We start from the raw sequence: 22,118 nt of genomic DNA on the forward strand, positions 1-22,118 counted from the left end.
ATCGGATTCCGGACATCGGACATCAGGCGAGCGCTTTGCGGACCGCCGACGGCATCGGCATGACGTAGTTCGCATACCGCCGCTGATGTCCGATGTACCGGAGCTGCAGCGCGGGGTCGTCGAAGTAGCGCTTCTCCAGCCCGTCCCGCCCGAACACCAGCTTCAGCCCGCGTCCGAGCATCGACGGCGCGTCGAGGCCGAAGCGGTCGCGCAACACGTCGGCGGCCGCGTGGTCACCGAACTCCAGCGCGGCGCGCCGCACGGACTCGGCCGGCACCATCAGGTACTGCTCATCAGCACGGACACCGTCGCGGTGGGCGATCCCCAACGCGCCGAGCGCCTGCTGATGAGCCCCGCCGTCGAGCCCGAGGTAGTACCGCTCCCAGTCACCGACGCTGATCTCGCCACTCCAGGTGCGCACAGGAGCGACCGCCGCCACCGCCCGTGTGGACATTCCTGCTGACGCGAGCGCCGTGACACCGGCAGCCGTGAACAACTGGCGTCGAGAAAACCTCACGACGCACCCTCCTCCGAATTCCCGCAGTCGAGTGCGGGGCTACGGAATGCTAGCGAAGGTGATACCAGGCGCGACGGGGCCAGTGCGGGTCAACGTGCGGTCCGTCAGGGGGAGCGTTCCGTCGAGCGCGGCGAGCACAGCGTCACGGGCCAGCGGCAGCACCTCGGCCACCGTGACGTCCCTGCCCAGCTCGTGCGAGAGGGAAGCGACGCCCGCGTCCTTGATGCCGCACGGGATGATGTCGCCGAACGCGTCGAGGCTGGCGTTGCAGTTGATCTCGAAGCCGTGCATGGTCACGCCGCGCTGCACGCGGATGCCGATGGCGGCGACCTTGCGCTCCGGACCGCGGTCGTCGGCGGGGATCCACACGCCGCTACGGCCCTCGATCCGGCCGGTGTGCACGCCGAGCCGGTCGCACACGTCGATCAGGCCCTGCTCGATGCGGCGGACGTACTCGACGACGTCCATCGGCTCGGTCAGCCGGACGATCGGGTAGCCGACCAGCTGGCCGGGGCCGTGCCAGGTGATCTTGCCGCCGCGGTCGACGTCGATGACCGGGGTGGCGCCACCGCGCGGGCGTTCCTCGTCCAGGGTGCGCCGGCCGCAGGTGTAGACGGGCGGGTGCTCCAGCAGCAGGAGCGTGTCCGGGCCGGTGCCGCCGGCGCGCTCCTCGGCGGTCACCTTCTGGAGGTCCCACGCCGCCATGTAGTCGATGAGCCCCAGCTCACGGACGACGACGGGGTCTGACGAGGTGCGGCACGAGTTCACGACCCGACGTTACCAACCCCAGCGCGAGCGCTGCCACGAGTCCAACGCCCGTCACACCCAGCACCGCGCCGATGACATCGGTGACCCAATGCATCTCCAGCACGACCCTGGCGAACCCGCCCACGACCACCGCCAGGACGGCCGACAAGACCACAGGCCAAATGACACCGCGCCCGAACAGCACCACGATCGTGAAGCCGACCGAGGCGACCGCCACCGTGTGCCCGCTCGGATAGCTGGGCAGGTGGTACTCGATGGGCCGCACGCGGTCGAACAGCCACCGCGTCAGCAACGTCGCGCAGCACAGCGCGTGCAACGCCAACGCCTTCCACAGCCGCAGATCACGCCGCCGCCACGCGAGCACGAACAGCACCGCCGCGAACGCCCACCCGATCGTCGGCCCGAGCACCAGGCTCACCGCGAACGCCGCCACGCGCAGCCAGTCCGGCCGCGGCAGTTCGTCGTGCACCCACATGTCGAGCCCGGTGACCTCGGGCATGCCCAGCAACACCCACGAGATCACCAGAACGGCGGCGATGACACGAGTCATGCAACCGCCGCGTTCAGCGCGGCCGGCAGTGCGGGATGCATGAAGTGGAATCCACGGCTCTCCAGCACCTTCGGCGTGAGGCCAGGCCCGCTGAGCAACAGCTCCTCTGCCATCTCCCCGCCGAGCAACGTCTTCAGCGCGAACGCCGGCACCACCCACGGCGTCGGCCGGTGCAGCGCCGTCCCGACCGCCTTGGTGAACTCGGCGTTCGTCACCGGCGTCGGACCCGCGACGTTCACCGGGCCGCGGATCTCGTCGTGCTCCACGACGAACCGGTACGCGGACACGACGTCGTCCAGCGACACCCACGGGAAGAACTGCTCGCCGCTCCCGAGCTTGCCGCCCAGGAAGAACTGGAACACGGGCCTCAACCGCCCGAACACGCCACCCGACGGCGAGATCACGACAGCGGTGCGCATGAGGACGACGCGCACGCCGCCCTCCTGGGCCACGGACGTCGCCGCCTCCCAGTCCTGGGTCAGCCGCGACATGAACGTGTGCCCGCCGGGCGCGTCCTCGTCCGCGAGCCGCGACCCGGTGTCGCCGTAGAAGTGCGCGCCCGATGAGTTCACCAGCGTCGGCACGCCGTGCTCGACGACCGCCGCCGACAGCACCTCGGCCGGCACGACCCGGCTGTCGTGCAGCACCTGCTTGCGCGCGTCGTCCCACCGCTTGTCGCCGATGCCCGCGCCGCACAGGTTGACGACGGCGTCGACGCCGTCGAACGTTCCCTCGTCGATGCGCCCGGCGTACGGGTCCCACCCTCGTTCGTCGGGCGCGGCGGCTTTGCGGCGCACCAGCCGCAGCACCTCGTGGCCGGCGGCGCGCATGGCCACCACCAGGCTCGTTCCGATCAGTCCCGACGATCCCGCGATGACGACTCGCATGTGTAGATCGTTCCCCACTGTGTCATCACCTGCACAGCAATACATCGCATACAGGAGTCAGGATGTGCCGAAGGCCACCCCGGCAAACCGAGGTGGCCTTCAGATCACACTTACGAGATATCCAATATATCGGATATCAGTACTGCTCCGAGATGATCCCAGGCGTGTTACAGACCGAGGTCGGCCTCGAACGCGCCTTCCTCGAGACGGTTCTTGACCGTCGTGAGGAAGCGGCCCGCGTCGGCACCGTCGACCAGGCGGTGGTCGTAGGTGAGCGCGAGGTACATCATCGAGCGGATCGCGATCGTGTCGTTGCCGTCCTCGTCGGTCATGACGACCGCGCGCTTCTTGACCACGCCGACACCCAGGATGCCGACCTGCGGCTGCTGGATGATCGGGGTGTCGAAGAGCGCGCCGTTGCTGCCCAGGTTGGTCAGCGAGAACGTGCCACCGGCGAGCTCGTCCGGGGTGAGCTTGTTCGAACGGGCGCGCGCCGCCAGGTCACCGATCTTGTGGGCGATGCCCGACAGGTTCAGGTCACCGGCGTTGTGGATCACGGCGTTGAGCAGGCCGCGCTCCGTGTCGATCGCCAGACCGAGGTGCTCGGCACCGTGGTAGGTGACCTCCTTGCGCTCCTCGTCGATCGACGCGTTGAGCACCGGGTGGGCCTTGAGGGCCTCGATGGCGGCCTTGGCGAAGAACGGCAGGAACGTGAGCTTCGCGCCCTCACGAGCCTCGAACGCCTTCTTGGCCTGGTTGCGCAGCCGGGCGATCTTGGTCACGTCGACCTCGAACACCTGGGTGAGCTGGGCCGACTGCTGCAGCGACTCACGCGTGCGCTGCGCGACGATCTGACGCAGCCGCGGGAGCTTCTGCACGGTGCCGCGCTTGCCCGAGTTGTCGACCGCGGCCGGAGCCGAGGTGCGGGAGGCGGGCGCGGCGGCCGGAGCAGCGGCGGCGGGCGCGGGAGCCGGGGCCTTCTTGGCCTCGACGGCGGCCAGCACGTCCTGCTTGCGGATGCGGCCACCGACGCCGGTGCCCTTGAGCGAGCCCAGGTCGATGCCGTTCTCCGACGCGAGCTTGCGCACGAGCGGAGTGACGTACGGCGTGCCGTTCGCGTCGTCCGAAGAGGACGGTGCGGCGGCGGGAGCGGCCTGCTGAGCAGGAGCCGGCTGCTGCGCCGGGGCGGACTGCTGCGGGGCCGGCTGCTGCGGGGCCGGTGCCGGTGCGGACTGCTGGGGAGCGGCCTGCTGGGGCTCGGGCTTGGTCTCCGGGGCGGGCGCGGACTGCGCCGGGCTGCCCGAACCGATGACGGCGAGCTTGCCGCCGACCTCGACGGTCTCGTCCTCACCGGCGCTGATCTCGAGCAGCGTGCCCGCGACCGGCGACGGGATCTCGGTGTCGACCTTGTCGGTCGAGACCTCGAGCAGCGGCTCGTCGACCTCGACGCTGTCGCCGACCTGCTTCAGCCAGCGGGTGACGGTGCCCTCGGTGACGGACTCGCCGAGCGCGGGCATCGTGACGTCGGTGCCTTCGGCCGCACCACCGGACTGGGCCGGGGCCTCGGCAGCGGGCTCAGGAGCGGCTTCCTCAGCGGGCGGCGCGGAGGGCGTCGTCTGCTGAGGCGCTTCCTCCTGCGCCGGGGCGGGCTCGGCAGCGGGGGCGGCGTCGCCGTCACCGATGACGGCGAGTTCGCCACCGACCTCGACGGTGTCGTCCTCCTGCGCGACGATCTTCTGCAGGACACCGGCCGCCGGGGACGGGATCTCGGTGTCGACCTTGTCGGTGGAGACCTCGAGCAACGGCTCGTCCACCTCCACCCGGTCGCCTTCCTGCTTCAACCACCGGGTGACCGTGCCCTCGGTGACACTCTCACCGAGTGCGGGCATCTGGACGGAGAAGGCCATTGTTCGCTGACTCCTCGTGCTCTCGTGTGGCTGACTTTGTATGGGGATCGGTCAGCCGTGCACGTGCAGCGGCTTGCCGGCCAGGGCGAGGAACGCCTCGCCAAGGGCTTCAGTCTGGGTCGGGTGGGCGTGGATCAGCGGAGCCACGTCCTCCGGGTAAGCCTCCCAGCTGTAGATCAGCTGTGCTTCACCGATGAGCTCGCCGACGCGTTCGCCGACCATGGTGACGCCGACGACCGGGCCGTCGGGAGCCTTGATCAGCTTCACGCCACCGGCGGTCTTGAGGATCTGGCTCTTGCCGTTGCCCGCGAGGTCGTAGATGAAGACCTCGGCGGAACCGTACTTCTCCTTGGCCGCGGCCTCGGTGAGGCCGACGGAGGCGACCTCTGGCTTGCAGTAGGTGACGCGCGGGATGCCAGCCTCGTCGATCACCTTCGGGTTCTGGCCGGCGATCTCCTCGGCCACGAAGATGCCCTGCTGGAAACCGCGGTGCGCGAGCTGCAGGCCGGGCACGATGTCGCCGACGGCGTACACGTTCGGCAGGTTCGTGCGCAGGCGCTCGTCGGTGATGACGAAGCCGCGGTCGATCGTGATCCCGGCCTCCTCGTAGCCGTGACCCGCGCTGTTCGGGCCGCGGCCGACCGCGACGAGCAGCAGGTCGGCGTCGAGGACGTCGCCGTTCTCCAGCGTGATCGACACGTTCGAGTCGGACTGCGTGGCGCCGGTGAACTTCACCCCGGTCTTGAACTTGATGCCGCGCTTGCGGAACGCGCGCTCGAGCTGCTTGGAGGCGTACTCGTCCTCGGCGGGCACCAGCCGGGGCAGGGCCTCGACGATGGTGACGTCCGCGCCGAACGAGCGCCACACGCTCGCGAACTCCACGCCGATGACGCCGCCGCCCAGGACGACGACCTTCTCCGGGATGAAGTCCAGGTTGAGCGCCTGGTCGCTGGTGATGACCCGGCCGCCGATCTCCAGACCGGGCAGGCTGCGGGCGTACGAACCGGTGGCGAGCACGACGTTCTTGCCGGTGTAGCGCTGGCCGTTCACCTCGACGGTGTTCGGGCCGACGAACGTGCCCGCGCCCTCGACGAGGGTGACCTTGTTGGCCTTCGCGAGACCCTGCAGTCCCTTGTAGAGCCGCGAGATCACGCCGTCCTTGTACGAGTTCACGCCGGCGATGTCGATGCCCTCGAGCGAGCTCTTCACCCCGAACTGGTCGCCTTCACGCGCGTTGTCCGCGACCTCGGCCGCGTGCAGCAGCGCCTTGGTCGGGATGCAGCCGCGGTGCAGGCACGTGCCACCCAGCTTGTCCTTCTCGACCAGGACGACGGACAGGCCGAGCTCTGCCGCGCGGAACGCGCAGGCGTAACCACCTGAACCGCCGCCGAGGATGACAAGATCGGCGTTGGTGGCCGACTCCAGTTCCGGCGAAGTCACTTCGGATCTCCTCGGGATTACTTACTACGCGCGGGTGCGCGCGAGGTACGCGGCCATCTTGTCACTAGTTGCCAGAGCATGGTGATCCGGCATAGGACACCACGCCCGGTTCTGATCATTCACCTACTCATAACACCCCTGCCTGGCACCATGGTGGAAGGAAGCGCAGGAGGTGCTCGATGGGGCTGTTCGATCGTTTTCGCAGGAAGCCGCGCCCAGGTGTGCTGCGAACCGCCTCCAACCAGGACACCAGCCACCTCGAGCAGTGGACGAAGAGCCGCCACGGCGTCGAGGCCTATGTGGAACCGAAGACCACGGTGACCGAAACCACTGTGGTTCTGGTCGCGCACGACGGCGAGTGGACCCGCCGCCGAGTCGCGTCCCCGGACGCCGCCCGGAACTTCGCCCGCAAACAGGGCATGCCCATCTACGACGCCGGCATCGTCGGCTACCCGAAGCGCATGCGCGACTACACCGCGCGCAAAAAAGCGTCGGGCGATCTCTAAACACTCACCGTCGGTTCGTGCCGCACGGGAAAGTTCACGCTCGCCGCGATGAAGCACATCGAGTGCGCTTTCTCGTGCAACGCCTGCGCCGTCTCCCGGGTCGCCGGATCGGCAACCGTCACAACGGGGTGGAGCAGCACCTCGGTGAACCGCCCGGACCCGTCCGGGTGCTCGGCCATCGTCCCGGTGGCGTGATCGCGGTAGTCGGTGACGACGACGCCGTTGACCGACGCCAGATGCAGGTACCAGAGCATGTGGCACTGCGACAGCGACGCGACGAGCAACTCCTCGGGGTTGTACCGGCTCCGATCACCCCGGAACGACGGGTCCGACGACCCGAGGATCGTCTCCTTGCCCGCCGCCACAACCTCGTGCGCGCGCTCATATGTCTTGTACCCGGAAGTCCCGCTCCCGGTGTTGCCGGTCCAGACGACGTCTACTTCGTACTGATGCGTCCCCATGTGGAAATACTCCTCTCGCCGGGCCCAGCCACCTAGCCCCGTGAGACGCGCGTCTCCGTTCAGCCGCCACCCGATCGCGCTCAGTCAAACCGATATATCAGTTCCGTCCGGCCCTGACCTGCACCTTAGCAATGAGACTTTGGACATCGCTCGCAAAAGACTCATTGCAAAGGCACCGTGGAAATGATTTCCTGGGCGCCGCTCGCCGTGCCGGAAAACAAAAACGGGCGGAGTCCCGGAAAGGAACTCCGCCCGTGTGGAAGAAGCGAACTCAGCCGTTGGCGGCGATGTCCGCCAGCACGGCCGCGATGGTGCGGACCGGAACGCCGGTGCCGCCCTTCGAGGTGTAGCCGTACGCGCCACCGGTGTGGAACGCCGGGCCCGCGATGTCGATGTGCGCCCACTGCACGCCCTCGGCCACGAACTCGCGCAGGAACAGGCCCGCCGCGAGCATGCCGCCCCAGCGGTGGCCGGTGACGTTCGCCAGGTCGGCCAGGCGGGAGTCGAGGTCCGCGCGCAGCTCCTCCGGCAGCGGCATGGCCCAGGTGGACTCGCCGACCGCGGTGCCGATGGCGGCGACGCGGTCGCGGAACTCGTCGGAGCCCATGACGCCCGCGGTGCGCTTGCCCAGGGCCACGACCTGCGCGCCGGTGAGGGTGGCGGTCTCGATCAGGTAGTCCGGGCCGTCCTCGCACGCGCGCACGATGGCGTCGGACAGGATCAGGCGGCCCTCGGCGTCGGTGTTGAGCACCTCGACGGTCTTGCCGCCGTACATGGTCAGCACGTCGCCGGGGCGGTAGGCGTCGCCGGACGGCATGTTCTCCGCCATCGGGATCGACGCGATGATCTCCAGCGGGTACTTGAGCTTCGCGGCGAGGACCATGGTGGCGACGATCGCGGCGGCGCCCGCCATGTCCGAGGTCATCTCGTCCATGCCCGCGGCCGGCTTGATCGAGATGCCGCCGGTGTCGAACGTGATGCCCTTGCCGACGAGCGCGACCTTCTTCGTGGCCTTGGCGCCCTTGTACGAGATGCGCACGAGGCGCGGCTGGCGCGTCGAACCGCCGCCGACGCCCAGGATGCCGCCGAAGCCCTGCTTCTTCAGCGCCTTCTCGTCGAGCACCTCGACGTCGAGTCCGGCGGCGGTGGCGAGCTTCGCGGCGCGCTCGGCGAACGAGCCGGGGTAGAGGTCGTTCGGCGGCGTGTTGACGAAGTCACGCGCGATGGCGACGGCCTCGGAGATCGCGACGGCGGCCTTCAGCGCGGCCTTGTTCTCCTTCGACGCGGCGGCGATCAGGTCGACCTTCGCGACCGCGGCCTCGCCCTTGTCGGACTTGTACTCGGTGAACGAGTAGGCGCCCAGCAGCGTGCCCTCGGCGGCGGCGGCGACGTGCGTGGCAGCCAGCGTGTTCAGGGCGCGCTTCTTGCCTGCCAGCGCACGGGCGGCGACACCGGACGCGCGGCGCACCTGCTCCTCGCTCGGACCACCTTCGGGGGACTTGCCGAGGCCCACGGCCAGGACGAGCGGGGCGGCGAGCTTGCCGAACGTCGGGACCTTCACCAGCTCGTCGGCCTTGCCGGACGCGCGCAGGGTGCCGAGCACCTCGAGCAGCCCGCCGTCGAACGCGGCGTTGACAGCGTCGGCGCCGGGGGCGAGCTCCAGACCGTCCGCACCCTGCAGGGTGCCCACGACGACTGCGTCCGCGGCGGTGGTGCTCAGGTCACCTTCGGTGAGGGCCAGCTTCGGGGCTGTCACGTGCTGCTCCAGAGGTTGTGCGTGGTAGGGGCTCGGAATCGTGACCTATGCTAAAGGTCGGTGGGTCCCACGAATGCCGGGGCTCGCCACGTTCGGCAGCGATCTGTGACGTTGACAGTTGCTCTCGGTGGCGATTCGCCCGTTTCACGTATCAGTCGACCGGGTGGTTACGGCCGGATGCCGCATCTGAGAACGTGTACCGGTGACCCACACGCCTCGCGAGATCGTCGGCACGATCGCGCTCGGTCTTCCCGCGGTGCTCGGTGCGGGGGTCTTCGCCGGATTCGCCCCAGCCGCAGCGCTTGCGGGCTGGTGGGTGCTCCCGGCGCTGGCTCTGTCCGCTTTCGCCGCCCTGTGCTCGGCCTTCTCCACCGCTGACCAGTCCCGTGCCTACCCGGACGTCGGCGGCGGTTACGGATACGTGCACGCGCAACTCGGAGTGTGGCCCGCACGGATGACGGCGAGTGCCCACCTCCTCGGCCGTGCGGCGATGGCGGCGGTGGTGGCGTCGATGTTCGGCGCGTACGTCGTGCCGGACCAGCCGGTGATCGGTGCGCTCGCCCTCGTCGTGGCCACGGCACTGCTCGGCGCCGTCGGTTTCCGCTTCGGCACGGGCGTGAGCGTGTTCGTGTCGCTGGTCGTCCTCGGTGTGCTGGCTCTCGTTGTGGCGTCGAGCTTCTCGATCGAACCGGTGCCGTCGGCGGGGGAGACGGGCACGCCCAACGAACTCGTCGGCGTCGCCGGCCTGATGTTCATGGCGTTCGCCGGTTTCGAACGCATCACCGCCCCGAACCGCGGTGAGCGGACGCACTCGCCGGCCGTGCTGAAGATCGCGATCCCAGTCCTCATCGGACTGTCCTTCGTGGTCTACCTGGCCGTGGGCGCCGGTGTGCTCCGTCAGCTCGGCAGCGCCCGCCTCGCGTTGTCGCCCGCGCCGCTGCGGGACGCGCTCGTCGCAGCGGACGCGGCCGCGTTGGTACCGCTCGTGCAGATCGCCGCGGCGGTGGCCGGTGTGGCAGCACTGCACTTCGTTCTCTCGTCCGCACACCGCACGCTGACCGGACTCGTCGAGGACGGCGAACTGCCGACGCGCCTCAAGCCCGGTGTGCTCTCGCTCGTCGTGGTCGTCGCCAGCGCGCTCGCGCTGATCCTCATGCCGATGGCGACGGCACTGGGCGTGGCGGCCTCCACGACGTTGTTCTACTACGCGTTCACGAACGCCTCGGCGCGCGTCCTGCTGCAGAACGATCGCACGTGGCCCATGCGCACGGCCTGCCTCGGACTGGGGCTCTCGGTGCTGCTCGCGATGAGCATGCCGGTGCCCGCGCTGCTCATCTCCCTCGCGGGACTGGGCGCGGGCACGGGCCTCATCGGCCTCACCGCGGCGCTCAGAGGGTCACTGAGAGGAAAACGATCAGCGTCACGGCAACGCACACCGCAAGCCCGATGACGCGGCCGTTGTTCGACGGGCCGTTCTTGCTGATGCCGTAGTACCCGGCGAGGAAGAAGACGGCGAGGAACACCGCGCCGACCACGCCCCCGACGCCACCGAGGACCCAGCCGTCCAGAAGCGTCATCCCGGTGCCCAGAACGAGCAGCGCGGCCTGTGAGACGGTGCGGGCGTCGGCGCCCCTTGAAGATCTTTCCGGCGTGGTCATGGAAGGGCACTCTAGCGAGTGTCACTTAGTAGGACGTCCGAGTTTTGGGAAGACGATTTTCCGTATCCCCACCAGCGGGTTACCGTGCTCACATGACGAGCGAGTTGCCTTTCACCCGGACTCCCCACCCGCACCCGGCGACCCCGGAGCGCGTAGCGGAGGTACTTGCCAAGCCGGGCTTCGGGCAGCACTTCACCGACCACATGGTGACGATCCGCTGGAACCGCGAGCAGGGCTGGCACGACGCTGAGGTCGGCCCCTACAGCTCCCTCGCACTAGACCCCGCGGCAATGGTGCTGCACTACGGCCAAGCGATCTTCGAAGGGCTCAAGGCCTACCGCCAGCCCGACGGTTCGATCGCGTCCTTCCGCCCTGAGGCCAACGCCGAGCGCTTCCGCTCCTCGGCCCGCCGCATGGCGATGCCCGAACTTCCCGACGAGCTCTTCCTGGAGTCCGTCCGGCAGATCCTCGCGGTCGACGACCGCTGGGTGCCGGCGGCCGAGGAGGAATCCCTCTACCTGCGGCCGTTCATGATCTCCACGGAGAAGGGCCTCGGCGTGCGACCCGCGTCCGAGTACCTCTACGTGCTGATCGCCTCACCCGCCGGCTCCTACTTCGCGGGCGGCGTCCGCCCGGTGAGCGTGTGGCTCTCGACCGAGTACGTCCGCGCGGCACCCGGTGGCACCGGCGCTGCCAAGTTCGCCGGCAACTACGCCGCGTCCCTCGTGGCGCAGGCGCAGGCCGCCGAAAAGGGCTGCGACCAGGTCGTCTGGCTCGACGCGGTGGAACGCCGCTGGGTCGAGGAGATGGGCGGCATGAACCTGTTCTTCGTCATGGGGGACAAGGTGATCACGCCAGAGCTGACCGGCACGCTGCTGCCCGGCATCACCCGGAGCTCGCTGCTGCGACTGGCCTCCGACCTCGGTCTGTCCGTGGAGGAGCGCCGCATCTCGACCGACGAGTGGGAGAAGGCCAACGCCTCCGGTGAGCTCACCGAGGTCTTCGCCTGTGGCACGGCCGCGGTCATCACGCCGGTCGGCCACGTCAAGCACGCCGGTGGCGAGTTCGACATCGCCGACGGCGGCACCGGCCCGGTGACGAAGCAGCTGCGCGAGCGCCTGACCGGCCTCCAGCACGGCCACGTCGCCGACACCCACGGCTGGATGACCAAGCTCTGGGGTTAGGCGATCACCAGCACGGCCAGAAGCGCGATTTCGGCGGCAGCACCGAGCACATCACCGGTGATGCCGCCGAAACGCTTTCCGGTGTGCTTCACGAGCCCCCACACGAGCGCGAACGCGACGACGACGGCGACGACCGCACGCCACCCGAGCGGGATCGCCGCGGCGGCGAGCACCACCCACGTGCCGATGACCAGCATTGGATGCTGTGTACCGGCGACCAGCGCGCCCAGCCCCTCAGGCCGTGCGGCGGGCACATTTCGCATACAACAGATGCCGAACGCCGCCCGGCTCGTCGCGAACGCGAGCAGGACGACGCCCCAGTGAGCGTGGGGGAGCGCGGCGGCCTGCGCTCCCAGCACGACGATCAGCGTGACGACCCCGAACGGCCCGGCGCCGCCGTCCTTCATGACCTGGAGCGCCCGCTCCGGCGGTCCGTAACACCCCAGACCGTCTGCGGTATCCGCAAGACCGTCGAGGTGCATACCGCGCGTGGCCAGCGCGACGACGCCGACGACCAGGAAGCCGGCTACCAGCGCCGGTATGTTGGATGCAGTCAGCAGTTCGAGCACGCCGACGACGAACGCGCCGAGCAGAACGCCGACAATCGGCGTGTGTGCAATGGCCCGCCCCGCCGCTTTGCGATCGACGCCGTGTTCGATACCGGCGACTCGCAGCGGCAGGACGGTCAGCCAGGAGAGGGCGAGCTTCATTCCTTGTTCGTGATGCCGGCGCTGTCGAAGGTCGCCATCTCCGCGAGCACCTTCACCGCCGAGATCAGCAACGGCAGCGCAGCCACCGCACCGGAGCCCTCGCCGAGCCGCATCTCGAAGTTCAGCAGCGCCTTCAGGTTCAGGTGCCCGAGCGCGATCGCGTGCGCGGGCTCGGCCGACTCGTGCCCGGCGACCCACCACTCGCGCGCACCCGGCGCCAGCTCCTCGGCGACGACCGCGGCCGCACCGACGACGACGCCGTCGAGCACGACCGGAGTCCGCCGGATTGCTGCCTGCGCGAGGAACCCGGCCATCGCGGCCAGGTCGGCGCCGCCAGCGGTGGCGAGCAGCGCGATCGGGTCGCTGATCACCAGGCGGGCCCGGCGCAGCGCGTCCCGGATCGCCGCCGTCTTGCGCATCCACGCCTGGTCGTCGATGCCGGTGCCGCGGCCGACGACCGCGACGGGCTCCGACCCGGTCAGCGACGCGATCAGCACGGCGGACGGCGTCGTGTTGCCGATGCCCATGTCTCCGGCGACGAGCACGTCGGCGCCCGCGTCGACCTCCTCGTCGGCGATGGCGCGCCCCGCCGCGATGGCGAGCTCGCACTGCTCACGGGTCAGCGCGTCCTCGCGGTCGATCGACCCGGACGAGCGCCGCACCTTGTGCTGGCTGACCGCGGCCGGGGTGTCCGCGTCGACCGCCATGTCGACCACGCGCACGGTGGCGCCCGCGACCTGCGCGAGCACGTTCACCGCGGCGCCGCCGGTGAGGAAGTTCGCGACCATCTGGCCGGTCACCTCGCTCGGGAACGCCGAGACGCCCTGCGCGGTGATGCCGTGATCGCCCGCGAACACGATGACGCGAGGCCGCACGAACGGCTTCGGCGGCACCACGCCCTGGCACGCCGCGATCCAGTTGCCCAGCTCCTCGAGCCGCCCGAGCGAGCCGACCGGCTTGGTCAGCACCGCGTGCCGGGCCTCGGCCTCGCGCAGAACGGTCTCGTCCGGCGGTTCAACCGGAGGGAACTCGGTGCTCACCTGGTCGCTCCTTAACGCAGTTTCAACGGGATGCCGGCGACGAGCAGGGTGACCTCGTCGCACACCTCGGCGACGCGCGCGTTGAGCGCACCGAGGTGATCGCGGAAGAGCCTGCCAGAGCGGGTCGGGGGAATGACGCCGAGGCCGACCTCCGCCGTCACCAGCACCAGCCGCGTCCGGCAGGTGGCGACGGAACTCACCAGCTCGTCGACGTTGCTCTCGACCGCCTCCGAGGCGTCGCCCTCCCAGGCCTGCGCGTCGTCCAGCACGCCGACCAGCCACGTCGACAGGTCGTCGACCAGGATCGGAGGGTCGTCGTACTGCGTCGCGGTGAGCAACGCGGGCAGGTCCGACGGCGCCGACGCCTCGACCGTGTGCCAGGTGGCCGGACGCCGGGCGACGTGCAGCGCGATCCGCGCGTCCCAGTCCGGGTCGTCGGGGTAACGGCGGGCGGTTGCGACGTAGGTCACGGCCGCTTCGGTGAGCAGGCCTTCCGCGTGCGCCGACTTGCCTGAACGCGCTCCGCCGAGCACGAGAGTGCGAGATGACAAGGGTTAGCCTTCGTCTCATGGAGTTCCGCTGGCGCTACCAGGATGCACAAGCCCGCGACGTCGCGGGCCCGGATGTGGCGTTCGCCGACCAGACAGAGGCTGAGGAGTGGTTCAGCGCCCAGTGGCGTGACCTGCTCGACGCCGGGGTCGAACAGGTCACGCTGCTGCGCTCGGAATCCGAGGTGTACGGCCCGATGAGCCTCCACCCCGCCCAATGAAAACAGGGCCGGCTGACTAGCCCTGGGCGGTGAGCCTGGGGTCGTCGGTGATGACGCCGTCGAGGACGGTGTCGATCTGCTTGAGCACGTCGTCGTCGAGCTCGATGTCGATCGCCTTGACGTTCTCGAGCACCTGCTCGGGACGCGAAGCGCCGATGATCGCCGACGCGACGTTCGGGTTCTTGAGCACCCACGCGACCGCGAGCTGCGCCATCGTGACGCCCGCTTCCTCGGCGATCGGCTTGAGCTGCTGCACGGCGTTGAGCACGTCGTCCCGCATCCAGCGCGAGATCATCTGCGAACCGCGCGCGTCGGCCAGGCGCGAACCCTCCGGCACGTCGGCGCCCGGCAGGTACTTGCCGGTCAGGATGCCCTGCGCGACGGGGGAGAAGACGATCTGGCTGAGGCCCTCGCGCTCGCACGCCGGGACGACCTGAGGCTCGATGACGCGCCACAGCATCGAATACTGCGGCTGGTGCGACACGAACGGGACCTGCAGCTCACGGGCCAGCGCGGCACCGCGGGTGATCTGCTCGGCGGTCCACTCGGAGACACCGACGTAGAGGACCTTGCCCTGGCGGACGAGGTCGGCGAACGCCAGCATCGTCTCTTCCAGCGGCACGCTGTAGTCGAACCGGTGGGCCTGGTACAGGTCGACGTAGTCGGTCTGCAGTCGCTTCAGCGACGCGTTGGCCGACTCCATGACGTGCTTGCGGCCGAGCCCGCGGTCGTTGGGGCCGCCGGGACCGGTCGGCCAGTAGACCTTGGTCAGGATCTCCAGCGACTCGCGCCGCTCACCCTTGAGCGCCCGGCCGAGCACCGACTCCGCGGCGGTGTTGGCGTAGACGTCGGCTGTGTCGAAGGTGGTGATCCCCGACTCCAGGGCCGCCTTCACACAGGCGTGCGCCTGGTCTTCCTCAACCTGCGAGCCGTGGGTGAGCCAGTTGCCGTACGAGATCTCGCTGATGGACAGGCCGCTGCGGCCGAGTCGACGGAACTTCATACATCGGAGCTTAAACCGAAATCGTTCGTGCTGCTAATGAACTTCGGGCGCGTGCCAGACCAGCGAACACCGCCAGAACAGGTGCCTGCGGACGCGCGCTCCCGGCGTGATCTCCGCGGCCGCCGCGCGGATCTCCGGCAACGTCGGCGCGGTCATCACCATCGGCATCTCGGTGTCGTGCGGCTTGCCGCCGGTGCCGTTGAGGGCCTTGGCGAGGCCGACGACGGCGTTCGCGGGCAACGTCACGAGCTCCATCGCCCGGTCCGACGGCGTCGCCGTCAGGTAGAGCCCGATGACGATCAGCGTTCCGCCGGGTTTGGTCAGCCCGGCGAGCCTGGTCAGACCCTCTCGCAACGGCAAGTGGTGCAGGCTCGCCTCGGCGGTGACGACGTCGTACCGCCCGAGGTCGTGGGTCAGCACGTCGCCGTGAACCCAGTTGACCCGGTCACTGGTCGCGCTCGCGCGTTCGATCATGCGCGCGCTGGCGTCGATCGCGGTGACCTCGTCGGCCTTCAGCGAGCGCGCCAGCTCACCGAGGCCGCAGCCGACGTCCAGCGCTGACCCGGCCCTGGACGGCAACTGCCGGAGCAGCCAGCGGCGGTACCACTCGTTGTGGTTCCACCGCAGCTTCTCCGGCAGCTGAAGCTTGCGTTGCTTCTCGCGCAATTACTTGATGGCTTCGCCCGGCTTCACCCGCGGCTTGGGCACGCGGAGGCGACGCAGCTGGCTGGCGCGGATGAACGAGTACCAGCCGATGGAGAGACCCTTGATCGGCTCGGTCGGGAACTTCGCCCGCACCTTCCTGGTGACGAGGCGGCCGAGCACGAGGCCCTCGATGACCATCGCGATCAGCATGAACGTCGTCGCGAGCGTCGCGTACCGCTGCACGGCCAGCGACGGCGTCAGCAGCGCCACGAACACCAGGATCGCGAGCGGCATGAACAGGCCCATGAGGTTGCGGCGCGAGTCGACGAGGTCGCGGATGTACGCCTTCACCGGACCGCGGTCGCGCGGCAGCAGGTACTTGTCGTCGCCGGCCATCATGCGCTGACGGCGCTCGGTGGCCGCGGCACGGCGCTCTTCCTTGCTCACCTTGTTGCCGCGCATGCGCTTGAACGCCTCGCGCTGCGTGCGGGGAGGCGGCGGAACGGGCCCGGAGCGCCTGCCCTGCGCCTCACGCCGCTTCGGCGTGGGCCGGCCCTTGCCCGCGTTGCGGGTGGACTCGGCGACCTCGTCGGTCGATCCGGGGGCCGAAGCATCGGTGTCGGCGGAGTTGCGGCGCAGGAACCTCACGACGACAGGGTAGGACAGTGGTTCTTCTGTACCTTTCGCGAGGTGCGCGTACTCATCGCTCCGGACTGCTTCGGCGGCACCCTGACCGCCCGCGAGGCCGCCGACGCCATCGCCACCGGCTGGCGCGAGGCCAAACCCGACGACGTCGTCGTCGAACGTCCCCTGGCCGACGGCGGCCCCGGTTTCGTCGACGTCCTGCACGCCGCCCTGGACGGCGATATCCGATATGTCACCGTCACCGGCCCGCTCGGCAAACCTGTCGAAGCCCGCTGGCTCAGCGTGCGTGCAGACGGTCGACGCGTTGCATACATCGAGTCCGCGGAGGCGTGCGGCCTCCATCTCATCCCGGCCGAACTCCGCCCGGAATCCTGCGAGACAGCGACCACGCGAGGCGTAGGCGAACTCATCGCGGCGGCCGCGATTGACAACGATGTCATCACGGTTGGCCTCGGCGGCTCCGGCACGACCGACGGCGGCGCCGGGATGTTGGATGCAATGGCCGATTCCGACCTGACCGATATATCGCTGGTAGCCGCGTCCGACGTCGAGAACCCGCTCCTCGGCCCGCATGGCGCCGCCCGCACGTTCGGCCCGCAGAAGGGCGCGTCCCCGGAGGCCGTCGAACGCCTCGAAGCCAAGCTCGCCGCGATGGACGTCCTCAAACCCGTATCCGATGTACCGGGTGCCGGCGCGGCAGGAGGCCTGGGCGCCGCGCTGCTCTCGCTGGGCGCGACGGTGCGGTCGGGCGCCGGGCTCGTCCGCGAACTCACCGGCCTGGACGCCGCGCTCGACGACGCCGACGTCGTCGTCACCGGCGAGGGCAGCTTCGACTGGCAGTCACTGCGCGGCAAGCTCATCACGGCCGTCGCGGGCGGAGCCGCCGAGCGCGGTCTCCCGTGCGTCGCCATCGCCGGTCAGGTCAGCGTCGGCCGCCGCGAGATGGGCGCCGCAGGCGTTCAGGAGGCCTACTCGGTGTCCGACCACGTCGGCTCCGTGCAAAAGTCGATTGCGGACGCCCGCAAAAGTCTCATTGCAACGGCACAGCACGTCGCACGGCAGTGGTCTACGTGACACTGACCACTGGGGGCGGTATGCCGTGCCGTTGTGGGACCATGGGAAGAGGAACAAGGCGGGGAACGCCCGTGTTGTTGATGGGTGAACCGCCCGCAAAGGACCTCTTAGGAGAGCCATGACGACCGCTCAGGATGCCGCTTCGACCTCCACCGAGGCGCCCAGCCACGGCGTGACGCTGACCGATGCGGCCGCCGTCAAGGCGAAGGCGCTGCTCGACCAGGAGGGCCGCGACGACATGCACTTGCGCATCGCCGTCCAGCCCGGCGGTTGTGCCGGCCTGCGTTACCAGCTGTTCTTCGACGAGCGTGCGCTCGACGGTGACGCGCTGGTCGACTTCAACGGCATGAAGGTCGCCGTTGACCGCATGAGCGCGCCCTACGTCGAAGGCGCTGTCATCGACTTCGTGGACACGATCGAGAAGCAGGGCTTCACGATCGACAACCCGAACGCCGGCGGGTCCTGCGCCTGCGGCGACTCGTTCCACTAAGGCGAACACGCGCGAGGCCGCGTTCCCGCACCGACGGGAACGCGGCCTCGCTGTGTGTACTGGGAATCAGCCCAGGCGTTCAGACGCCATACTCGGCCAAACCCTCCACCTGGTGGGTGCACCGGTCGTCGACCTGCCAGGGCGCGGCCTCCCGCGGTGCGGGCAGGGGGTGCTCGGGGTGCGTCAGTGCGAAGGGGAGCTGTGCGCAGTCGTCGATCAGCTCACGCATCGTGGTCGCATCGGGGATCGTCACCTCTCGACCGTATGACGGTGGTCTGACCTGCGGTAGCCCTACCAAACGGTAGTCTTCACAGCTGCACTCATCCGGGTGAGTTGTCACGTACAGCAACAAGACAAGGGAGAGCCGACGTGCCGGTAGCCGTGTGCGGCAGCATCGCGACCGACCATCTGATGCACTTTCCGGGTCGATTCGCGGACCAGCTGGTCGCGGAGCGTCTCGACCGCGTGTCGCTGAGCTTCCTGGTCGACGACCTCGTGGTCCGCCGCGGTGGCATCGGCGCGAACATCGCGTTCGGACTCGGCGTGCTCGGAGTGCGGCCGGTGCTCGTCGGCGCCGTCGGCAAGGACTTCGACGACTACCGCTCGTGGCTCGAGCGGCACGGCGTCGACACGTCCGGCGTGTACGTGTCCGAGGTCGCGCACACCGCGCGGTTCGTCTGCACGACGGACGACGACATGTGCCAGATCGCCTCCTTCTACGCCGGCGCGATGGCCGAGGCGCGCAACATCGAGCTCTCGCCGATCGCGGACCGCGTCGACAACCTCGAGCTCGTCGTCATCAGCCCGGACGACCCCGCTGCCATGCTCCGGCACGCCGAGGAGTGCCGTCAGCGCGGCTACAAGTTCGCCGTCGACCCGTCGCAGCAGCTCGCCCGCATGGACGGCGAGCAGGCGCGCGCGTTCATCGACGGCGCCGAGTACCTCTTCAGCAACGACTACGAGTGGGAACTGCTGCTGCAGAAGACCGGCTGGGCCGAGGCCGACGTCCTCGCCCGCGTCGGCAAGCGCGTCACCACGCTCGGCGCCAAGGGCGTCGAGATCGTCGACCGCGACGGCTTCGCGCTGCACGTCCCCGCCGTCCCCGAGGTCGCGAAGACCGACCCGACCGGGGTCGGCGACGGTTTCCGCGCCGGCTTCCTCGCGGGCATCAACGCGGGCCTGAGCATCGAGCGCGCAGCTCAGCTCGGGTCGTTCATCGCCGTCGAGGTGCTCGAGACCGTGGGCACGCAGGAGTGGGTGCTGGAGCGCGAATCGGCGCTCGCCCGCATTCGTGGCGCGTTTGGTGAGGAAGCTGCTGAGGAGATCGCCCCCGTCCTGCCATGATCGGACAATGGGGACGTACCTGTTCGGCGACGCCGGCGACTTGCACGATCCGTACTTCGACGCGCTGAGCTCCCTGCTCGACCCGGGCACGTTCGCCCGCGTCGAGCAGCTCGGCGTGGCTGACGGCTGGCGCTGCCTCGAGGTCGGGGGTGGCGGGGGATCGGTGGCGAACTGGCTCGCCGAGGTCGTCGCCCCGTCCGGCCACGTGACGGTCACCGATCTCGACGTCGCGCGACTCGAAGAGCGCGACAATGTCACGGTCCTCGAACACGACGTGGTGTCCAACATATTGCCGGGCAACGCGTTCGACCTGGTCCACGCCCGCCTGGTGCTGTTCCACCTCCCCGCCCGCGACGCCGTCCTGCGCAAGCTGCGCGACTCGTTGCGTCCCGGTGGCTGGCTCGTCCTGGAGGAGTTCGACTGCCTCCCGCTCGAAGTCCTCTCCGTCGGGTCTTCCGGGTCACCCGACGACGCGAAGCTGATCATGCGGGTGAAGAACGCCCTGCTGACGCTGCTCGACCAGGCCGGCGCGGAGCTGGCGTGGGGCGCGCGCATCGAGAAGGCGTTGCTCGACACCGGCCTCAACGACGTCAGCGGCTCGCGCGAGGTGCAGGAGTGGGAAGGCGGTTCGGCCGGCTGCCGTCTGCTCGCCACGACCGCGAGCAAGGTGCGGGACAAGCTGCCGCTCTCCGACGACGAGTTCGACCGCTACCTGGAGCTGATGGCGTCACCGGAGACCGTCCTCAGTTCGTATGCGATCTGCAGTGCGCAAGGACGGCGTTAGTGGAGGTGAACGAAAAGGGCCCCTCCGGAGAGGGGCCCTGATCGCTAGAGCTTGACCGGGTAGTGCGGTTCCGGCACCACCGGCTTGATGCGGTCCTCGACGAAGATGCCGTGCCAGATCATGAACACCAGCAGCGCCCAGATGCGGCGGCTGTGGTCGAGCACGCCGGAGCGGTGCTCCTCGATCATCCGCAGCACCGCGGTCTTGTCGATGTACTGGTCGGTCTGCGAGGTGCGCACGACGTCGACGGCCCAGTCGTGCATCTCGTCCTTGAGCCAGTGCCGGATCGGCACCGGGAAGCCGAGCTTGCGGCGGTTCAGCACGTGCGCCGGCACGATGTCGCGGATCGCCTTGCGCAGCGCGAACTTCGTGGTGTCCGGCGTGATCTTCAACTCGCTCGGGATCTGCGAGGCGATCTTGAAGACCTCGGGGTCCAGGAACGGGACGCGCAGCTCCAGCGAGTTCGCCATGGTCATCTTGTCGGCCTTGACCAGGATGTCGCCGCGCAGCCACGTGAACAGGTCGACGTGCTGCATGCGCGTGACCGGGTCCCAGTTCTGGGACTCGCGGTACGGCTGGGCCGTCACGTCCATGTGCGAGACCGCCGGGTCGTACGTGCGCAGCACCTGACGCAGGTGGTCGTCGAGGAAGATGCGCGCGTTGCCGTAGTAGCGCTCCTCCAGCGTGAGCGCGCCACGACGCAGCAGGTCCTTGCCGCGCACGCCGTGCGGGATCTTCGTCGAGACCTTGCCCATCGCCTTGCGCAGCGCGCCGGGCACCTTCTCGAACGCCGCCAGCGACAACGGCTCGCGGTAGATCGTGTACCCGCCGAACAGCTCGTCCGCGCCCTCACCGGACAGGACGACCTTCACGTGCTGACGCGCCTCACGGGCGATGAACCACAACGGCACCAGCGCCGGGTCGGCCACCGGGTCGTCGAGGTACCAGGTGATCAGCGGCAGGGAGTCCATCATCTCCTGCGCGCTGACCGTGCGGACGACGTGCTTCACGCCGATCAGCGCCGCCGACTCCGCGGCCACGTCGATCTCGGAGAAGCCCTGGCGCTCGAAGCCCGTGGTGAACGTGATCAGGTCCGGGTTGTGCTCCTTGGCCAGCGCCGCGACCACGGTGGAGTCGATGCCGCCGGACAGGAACGAGCCGACCGTCACGTCCGCGCGCATGTGCTTGGCGACCGAGTCGCGCAGCGCCGCCGTGATCTCGTCGTACAGCGCGTCCGCCTCGGCCTCTGCGCGGACGGTGCGCACCTTGAAGTTCGCGGGGAAGTAGCGCTCGAACTTCGGCGCCTCGCCCGGCACCAGCGTGAACGAGTGGCCGGACTCGACGCGGAAGATCTGGTCGTGCAGCGAGGCGGGTTCCGGCACGTACTGCAGCGTCAGGTAGTGCTGCAGGCCCTTGACGTTCATCTTCGGGTTGATGGCGAGCGTGCGGGCGATCTCCAGCAGGATCTTCTTCTCGCTGGAGAACGCGACGCCCAGCTGGCCCTGTGCCCAGTACAGCGGCTTGATGCCGAACGGGTCGCGGCCGCCGAAGAGCGTCTTGCGCTCGGCGTCCCAGATGATGAAGGCGAACATGCCGCGCAGCTTCGTGATCGCCGCGGGACCGAAGTAGTGGTAGGCGGCGACGATGGTCTCGGTGTCGCCGTCGGTGTGGAAGACCGCGCCGTAGGTCTCGGTGAGTTCGGCGCGCAGTTCCAGGTAGTTGTAGATCTCGCCGTTGAAGTTGATCGTGTACCGGCTCGGCGACTCCGGCGGGCCCCACGTCAGGGGCTGGTGGGAGTGCTCGATGTCGATGATGGCGAGCCGGTTGAAGCCGAACACGACCTCGTCGACGCGCCGGGTGCCGCTCTCGTCCGGGCCGCGGTGCCGCATGCAGCGCAGTGCGGCCTCCACCGCCGGGCGTGCGCTCTCAGCCTCGTTCTCGCTAGGGCATACAAGTCCTGCCAGGCCGCACAAGGCTCTC

At 69.2% G+C, this 22,118-nt stretch carries 25 protein-coding genes; 8 read left to right on the forward strand and 17 right to left on the reverse strand.

The window, feature by feature from the left end:
• Positions 1 to 22: 22 nt before the first annotated feature.
• The 6 genes from SK803_RS04580 to lpdA form a co-directional block, all read right to left on the reverse strand.
• The gene (locus SK803_RS04580) at positions 23 to 517 is read right to left on the reverse strand and encodes a hypothetical protein (protein ID WP_319964475.1); all 495 of its coding nucleotides are present in this window, start codon (positions 515 to 517) and stop codon (positions 23 to 25) included.
• A gap of 39 nt (positions 518 to 556) precedes the next feature.
• Positions 557 to 1,285: a lipoyl(octanoyl) transferase LipB gene (gene lipB / locus SK803_RS04585; protein WP_319964476.1), complete on the reverse strand. Its 729-nt coding sequence runs from the start codon at positions 1,283 to 1,285 to the stop codon at positions 557 to 559.
• Positions 1,242 to 1,835 carry a phosphatase PAP2 family protein gene (locus tag SK803_RS04590; RefSeq protein ID WP_319964477.1) on the reverse strand — a complete coding sequence of 198 codons (594 nt, stop codon included), beginning with the start codon at positions 1,833 to 1,835 and terminating at the stop codon, positions 1,242 to 1,244. Before SK803_RS04590 ends, lipB begins: the two co-directional genes overlap by 44 nt.
• Positions 1,832 to 2,722 carry a TIGR01777 family oxidoreductase gene (locus SK803_RS04595; protein ID WP_319964478.1) on the reverse strand — a complete coding sequence of 297 codons (891 nt, stop codon included), beginning with the start codon at positions 2,720 to 2,722 and terminating at the stop codon, positions 1,832 to 1,834. The genes SK803_RS04590 and SK803_RS04595 overlap by 4 nt, the downstream gene beginning before the upstream one ends.
• A gap of 167 nt (positions 2,723 to 2,889) precedes the next feature.
• Complete coding sequence (gene sucB / locus SK803_RS04600; protein ID WP_319964479.1) at positions 2,890 to 4,629, reverse strand: 2-oxoglutarate dehydrogenase, E2 component, dihydrolipoamide succinyltransferase; 1,740 nt, start codon at positions 4,627 to 4,629, stop codon at positions 2,890 to 2,892.
• 51 nt (positions 4,630 to 4,680) lie between these two features.
• Positions 4,681 to 6,069 (reverse strand): dihydrolipoyl dehydrogenase, encoded by a 1,389-nt coding sequence (gene lpdA, locus SK803_RS04605; RefSeq protein ID WP_319964480.1) that lies wholly within the window; start codon positions 6,067 to 6,069, stop codon positions 4,681 to 4,683.
• A 179-nt stretch (positions 6,070 to 6,248) separates the two neighbouring features.
• Between lpdA and SK803_RS04610 the strand changes: the two genes are divergently transcribed.
• The gene (locus tag SK803_RS04610) at positions 6,249 to 6,575 is read left to right on the forward strand and encodes an oxidoreductase (RefSeq protein WP_319964481.1); all 327 of its coding nucleotides are present in this window, start codon (positions 6,249 to 6,251) and stop codon (positions 6,573 to 6,575) included.
• On the opposite strand, the gene SK803_RS04615 is transcribed toward SK803_RS04610, so the two are convergent.
• Together SK803_RS04615 and SK803_RS04620 are read right to left on the reverse strand one after the other, a co-directional pair.
• On the reverse strand, positions 6,572 to 7,036 hold the full coding sequence (locus SK803_RS04615; protein ID WP_319964482.1) for an OsmC family protein: 465 nt from the start codon (positions 7,034 to 7,036) through the stop codon (positions 6,572 to 6,574). The genes SK803_RS04610 and SK803_RS04615 overlap by 4 nt on opposite strands.
• A gap of 271 nt (positions 7,037 to 7,307) precedes the next feature.
• Entirely contained in the window at positions 7,308 to 8,792 is a 1,485-nt protein-coding gene (locus SK803_RS04620) for a leucyl aminopeptidase (protein ID WP_319964483.1), read from the reverse strand.
• Positions 8,793 to 8,994: 202 nt separating this feature from the next.
• Here SK803_RS04620 and SK803_RS04625 point away from each other — a divergent pair, with 202 nt between their 5' ends.
• Positions 8,995 to 10,242, forward strand: a complete 1,248-nt coding sequence (locus tag SK803_RS04625) for an amino acid permease (protein ID WP_319964484.1) — start codon at positions 8,995 to 8,997, stop codon at positions 10,240 to 10,242.
• Here SK803_RS04625 and SK803_RS04630 read toward each other — a convergent pair.
• Positions 10,181 to 10,450, reverse strand: a complete 270-nt coding sequence (locus SK803_RS04630; protein ID WP_319964485.1) for a hypothetical protein — start codon at positions 10,448 to 10,450, stop codon at positions 10,181 to 10,183. The two genes, SK803_RS04625 and SK803_RS04630, sit on opposite strands and share 62 nt — an antisense overlap.
• A 92-nt stretch (positions 10,451 to 10,542) precedes the next feature.
• On the opposite strand from SK803_RS04630, the gene SK803_RS04635 reads away from it, so the two are divergent.
• Entirely contained in the window at positions 10,543 to 11,634 is a 1,092-nt protein-coding gene (locus tag SK803_RS04635) for a branched-chain amino acid aminotransferase (protein WP_319964486.1), read from the forward strand.
• On the opposite strand, the gene cobS is transcribed toward SK803_RS04635, so the two are convergent.
• From cobS to cobU, 3 genes are read right to left on the reverse strand one after another with little or no spacing between them, the layout of a single operon-like run.
• Positions 11,631 to 12,344 carry an adenosylcobinamide-GDP ribazoletransferase gene (cobS, locus tag SK803_RS04640; protein WP_319964487.1) on the reverse strand — a complete coding sequence of 238 codons (714 nt, stop codon included), beginning with the start codon at positions 12,342 to 12,344 and terminating at the stop codon, positions 11,631 to 11,633. The genes SK803_RS04635 and cobS overlap by 4 nt on opposite strands.
• Positions 12,341 to 13,384, reverse strand: a complete 1,044-nt coding sequence (gene cobT / locus SK803_RS04645; RefSeq protein ID WP_319964488.1) for a nicotinate-nucleotide--dimethylbenzimidazole phosphoribosyltransferase — start codon at positions 13,382 to 13,384, stop codon at positions 12,341 to 12,343. Before cobT ends, cobS begins: the two co-directional genes overlap by 4 nt.
• A gap of 11 nt (positions 13,385 to 13,395) precedes the next feature.
• Positions 13,396 to 13,935 (reverse strand): bifunctional adenosylcobinamide kinase/adenosylcobinamide-phosphate guanylyltransferase, encoded by a 540-nt coding sequence (cobU, locus tag SK803_RS04650; protein WP_319964489.1) that lies wholly within the window; start codon positions 13,933 to 13,935, stop codon positions 13,396 to 13,398.
• 17 nt (positions 13,936 to 13,952) lie between these two features.
• On the opposite strand from cobU, the gene SK803_RS04655 reads away from it, so the two are divergent.
• A complete protein-coding gene (locus SK803_RS04655; protein WP_319964490.1) occupies positions 13,953 to 14,153 on the forward strand; it encodes a hypothetical protein in 201 nt (66 codons plus the stop codon).
• Positions 14,154 to 14,169: 16 nt separating this feature from the next.
• Here the strand turns inward: SK803_RS04655 and SK803_RS04660 are convergent, their stop codons facing one another.
• Genes SK803_RS04660 through SK803_RS04670 form a run of 3 tightly spaced genes read right to left on the reverse strand, consistent with a single transcriptional unit; the run spans position 14,170 to position 16,449 of the window.
• Complete coding sequence (locus SK803_RS04660; protein WP_319964491.1) at positions 14,170 to 15,156, reverse strand: aldo/keto reductase family protein; 987 nt, start codon at positions 15,154 to 15,156, stop codon at positions 14,170 to 14,172.
• A gap of 33 nt (positions 15,157 to 15,189) precedes the next feature.
• Positions 15,190 to 15,822, reverse strand: a complete 633-nt coding sequence (locus tag SK803_RS04665; protein WP_319964492.1) for a class I SAM-dependent methyltransferase — start codon at positions 15,820 to 15,822, stop codon at positions 15,190 to 15,192.
• Positions 15,823 to 16,449: a DUF3043 domain-containing protein gene (locus SK803_RS04670; protein WP_319964493.1), complete on the reverse strand. Its 627-nt coding sequence runs from the start codon at positions 16,447 to 16,449 to the stop codon at positions 15,823 to 15,825. It lies immediately after the preceding gene.
• A 42-nt stretch (positions 16,450 to 16,491) separates the two neighbouring features.
• Here SK803_RS04670 and SK803_RS04675 point away from each other — a divergent pair, with 42 nt between their 5' ends.
• Together SK803_RS04675 and SK803_RS04680 are read left to right on the forward strand one after the other, a co-directional pair.
• Complete coding sequence (locus tag SK803_RS04675; RefSeq protein ID WP_319964494.1) at positions 16,492 to 17,520, forward strand: glycerate kinase family protein; 1,029 nt, start codon at positions 16,492 to 16,494, stop codon at positions 17,518 to 17,520.
• 118 nt (positions 17,521 to 17,638) lie between these two features.
• Complete coding sequence (locus tag SK803_RS04680; protein WP_319964495.1) at positions 17,639 to 18,010, forward strand: HesB/IscA family protein; 372 nt, start codon at positions 17,639 to 17,641, stop codon at positions 18,008 to 18,010.
• Between the two features lie 79 nt (positions 18,011 to 18,089).
• Here SK803_RS04680 and SK803_RS04685 read toward each other — a convergent pair whose 3' ends face one another.
• Positions 18,090 to 18,263 carry a hypothetical protein gene (locus SK803_RS04685; RefSeq protein ID WP_319964496.1) on the reverse strand — a complete coding sequence of 58 codons (174 nt, stop codon included), beginning with the start codon at positions 18,261 to 18,263 and terminating at the stop codon, positions 18,090 to 18,092.
• Positions 18,264 to 18,421: 158 nt separating this feature from the next.
• On the opposite strand from SK803_RS04685, the gene SK803_RS04690 reads away from it, so the two are divergent.
• Both SK803_RS04690 and SK803_RS04695 read left to right on the forward strand, forming a co-directional pair.
• Complete coding sequence (locus SK803_RS04690; protein WP_319964715.1) at positions 18,422 to 19,354, forward strand: carbohydrate kinase family protein; 933 nt, start codon at positions 18,422 to 18,424, stop codon at positions 19,352 to 19,354.
• 7 nt (positions 19,355 to 19,361) lie between these two features.
• Positions 19,362 to 20,138 carry a class I SAM-dependent methyltransferase gene (locus SK803_RS04695; RefSeq protein WP_319964497.1) on the forward strand — a complete coding sequence of 259 codons (777 nt, stop codon included), beginning with the start codon at positions 19,362 to 19,364 and terminating at the stop codon, positions 20,136 to 20,138.
• 44 nt (positions 20,139 to 20,182) lie between these two features.
• Here the strand turns inward: SK803_RS04695 and asnB are convergent, their stop codons facing one another.
• On the reverse strand, positions 20,183 to 22,111 hold the full coding sequence (asnB, locus tag SK803_RS04700; RefSeq protein WP_319964498.1) for an asparagine synthase (glutamine-hydrolyzing): 1,929 nt from the start codon (positions 22,109 to 22,111) through the stop codon (positions 20,183 to 20,185).
• Positions 22,112 to 22,118: the final 7 nt, after the last annotated feature.

This window comes from Lentzea miocenica (assembly GCF_033949945.1).
GTDB lineage: Bacteria > Actinomycetota > Actinomycetes > Mycobacteriales > Pseudonocardiaceae > Lentzea > Lentzea miocenica.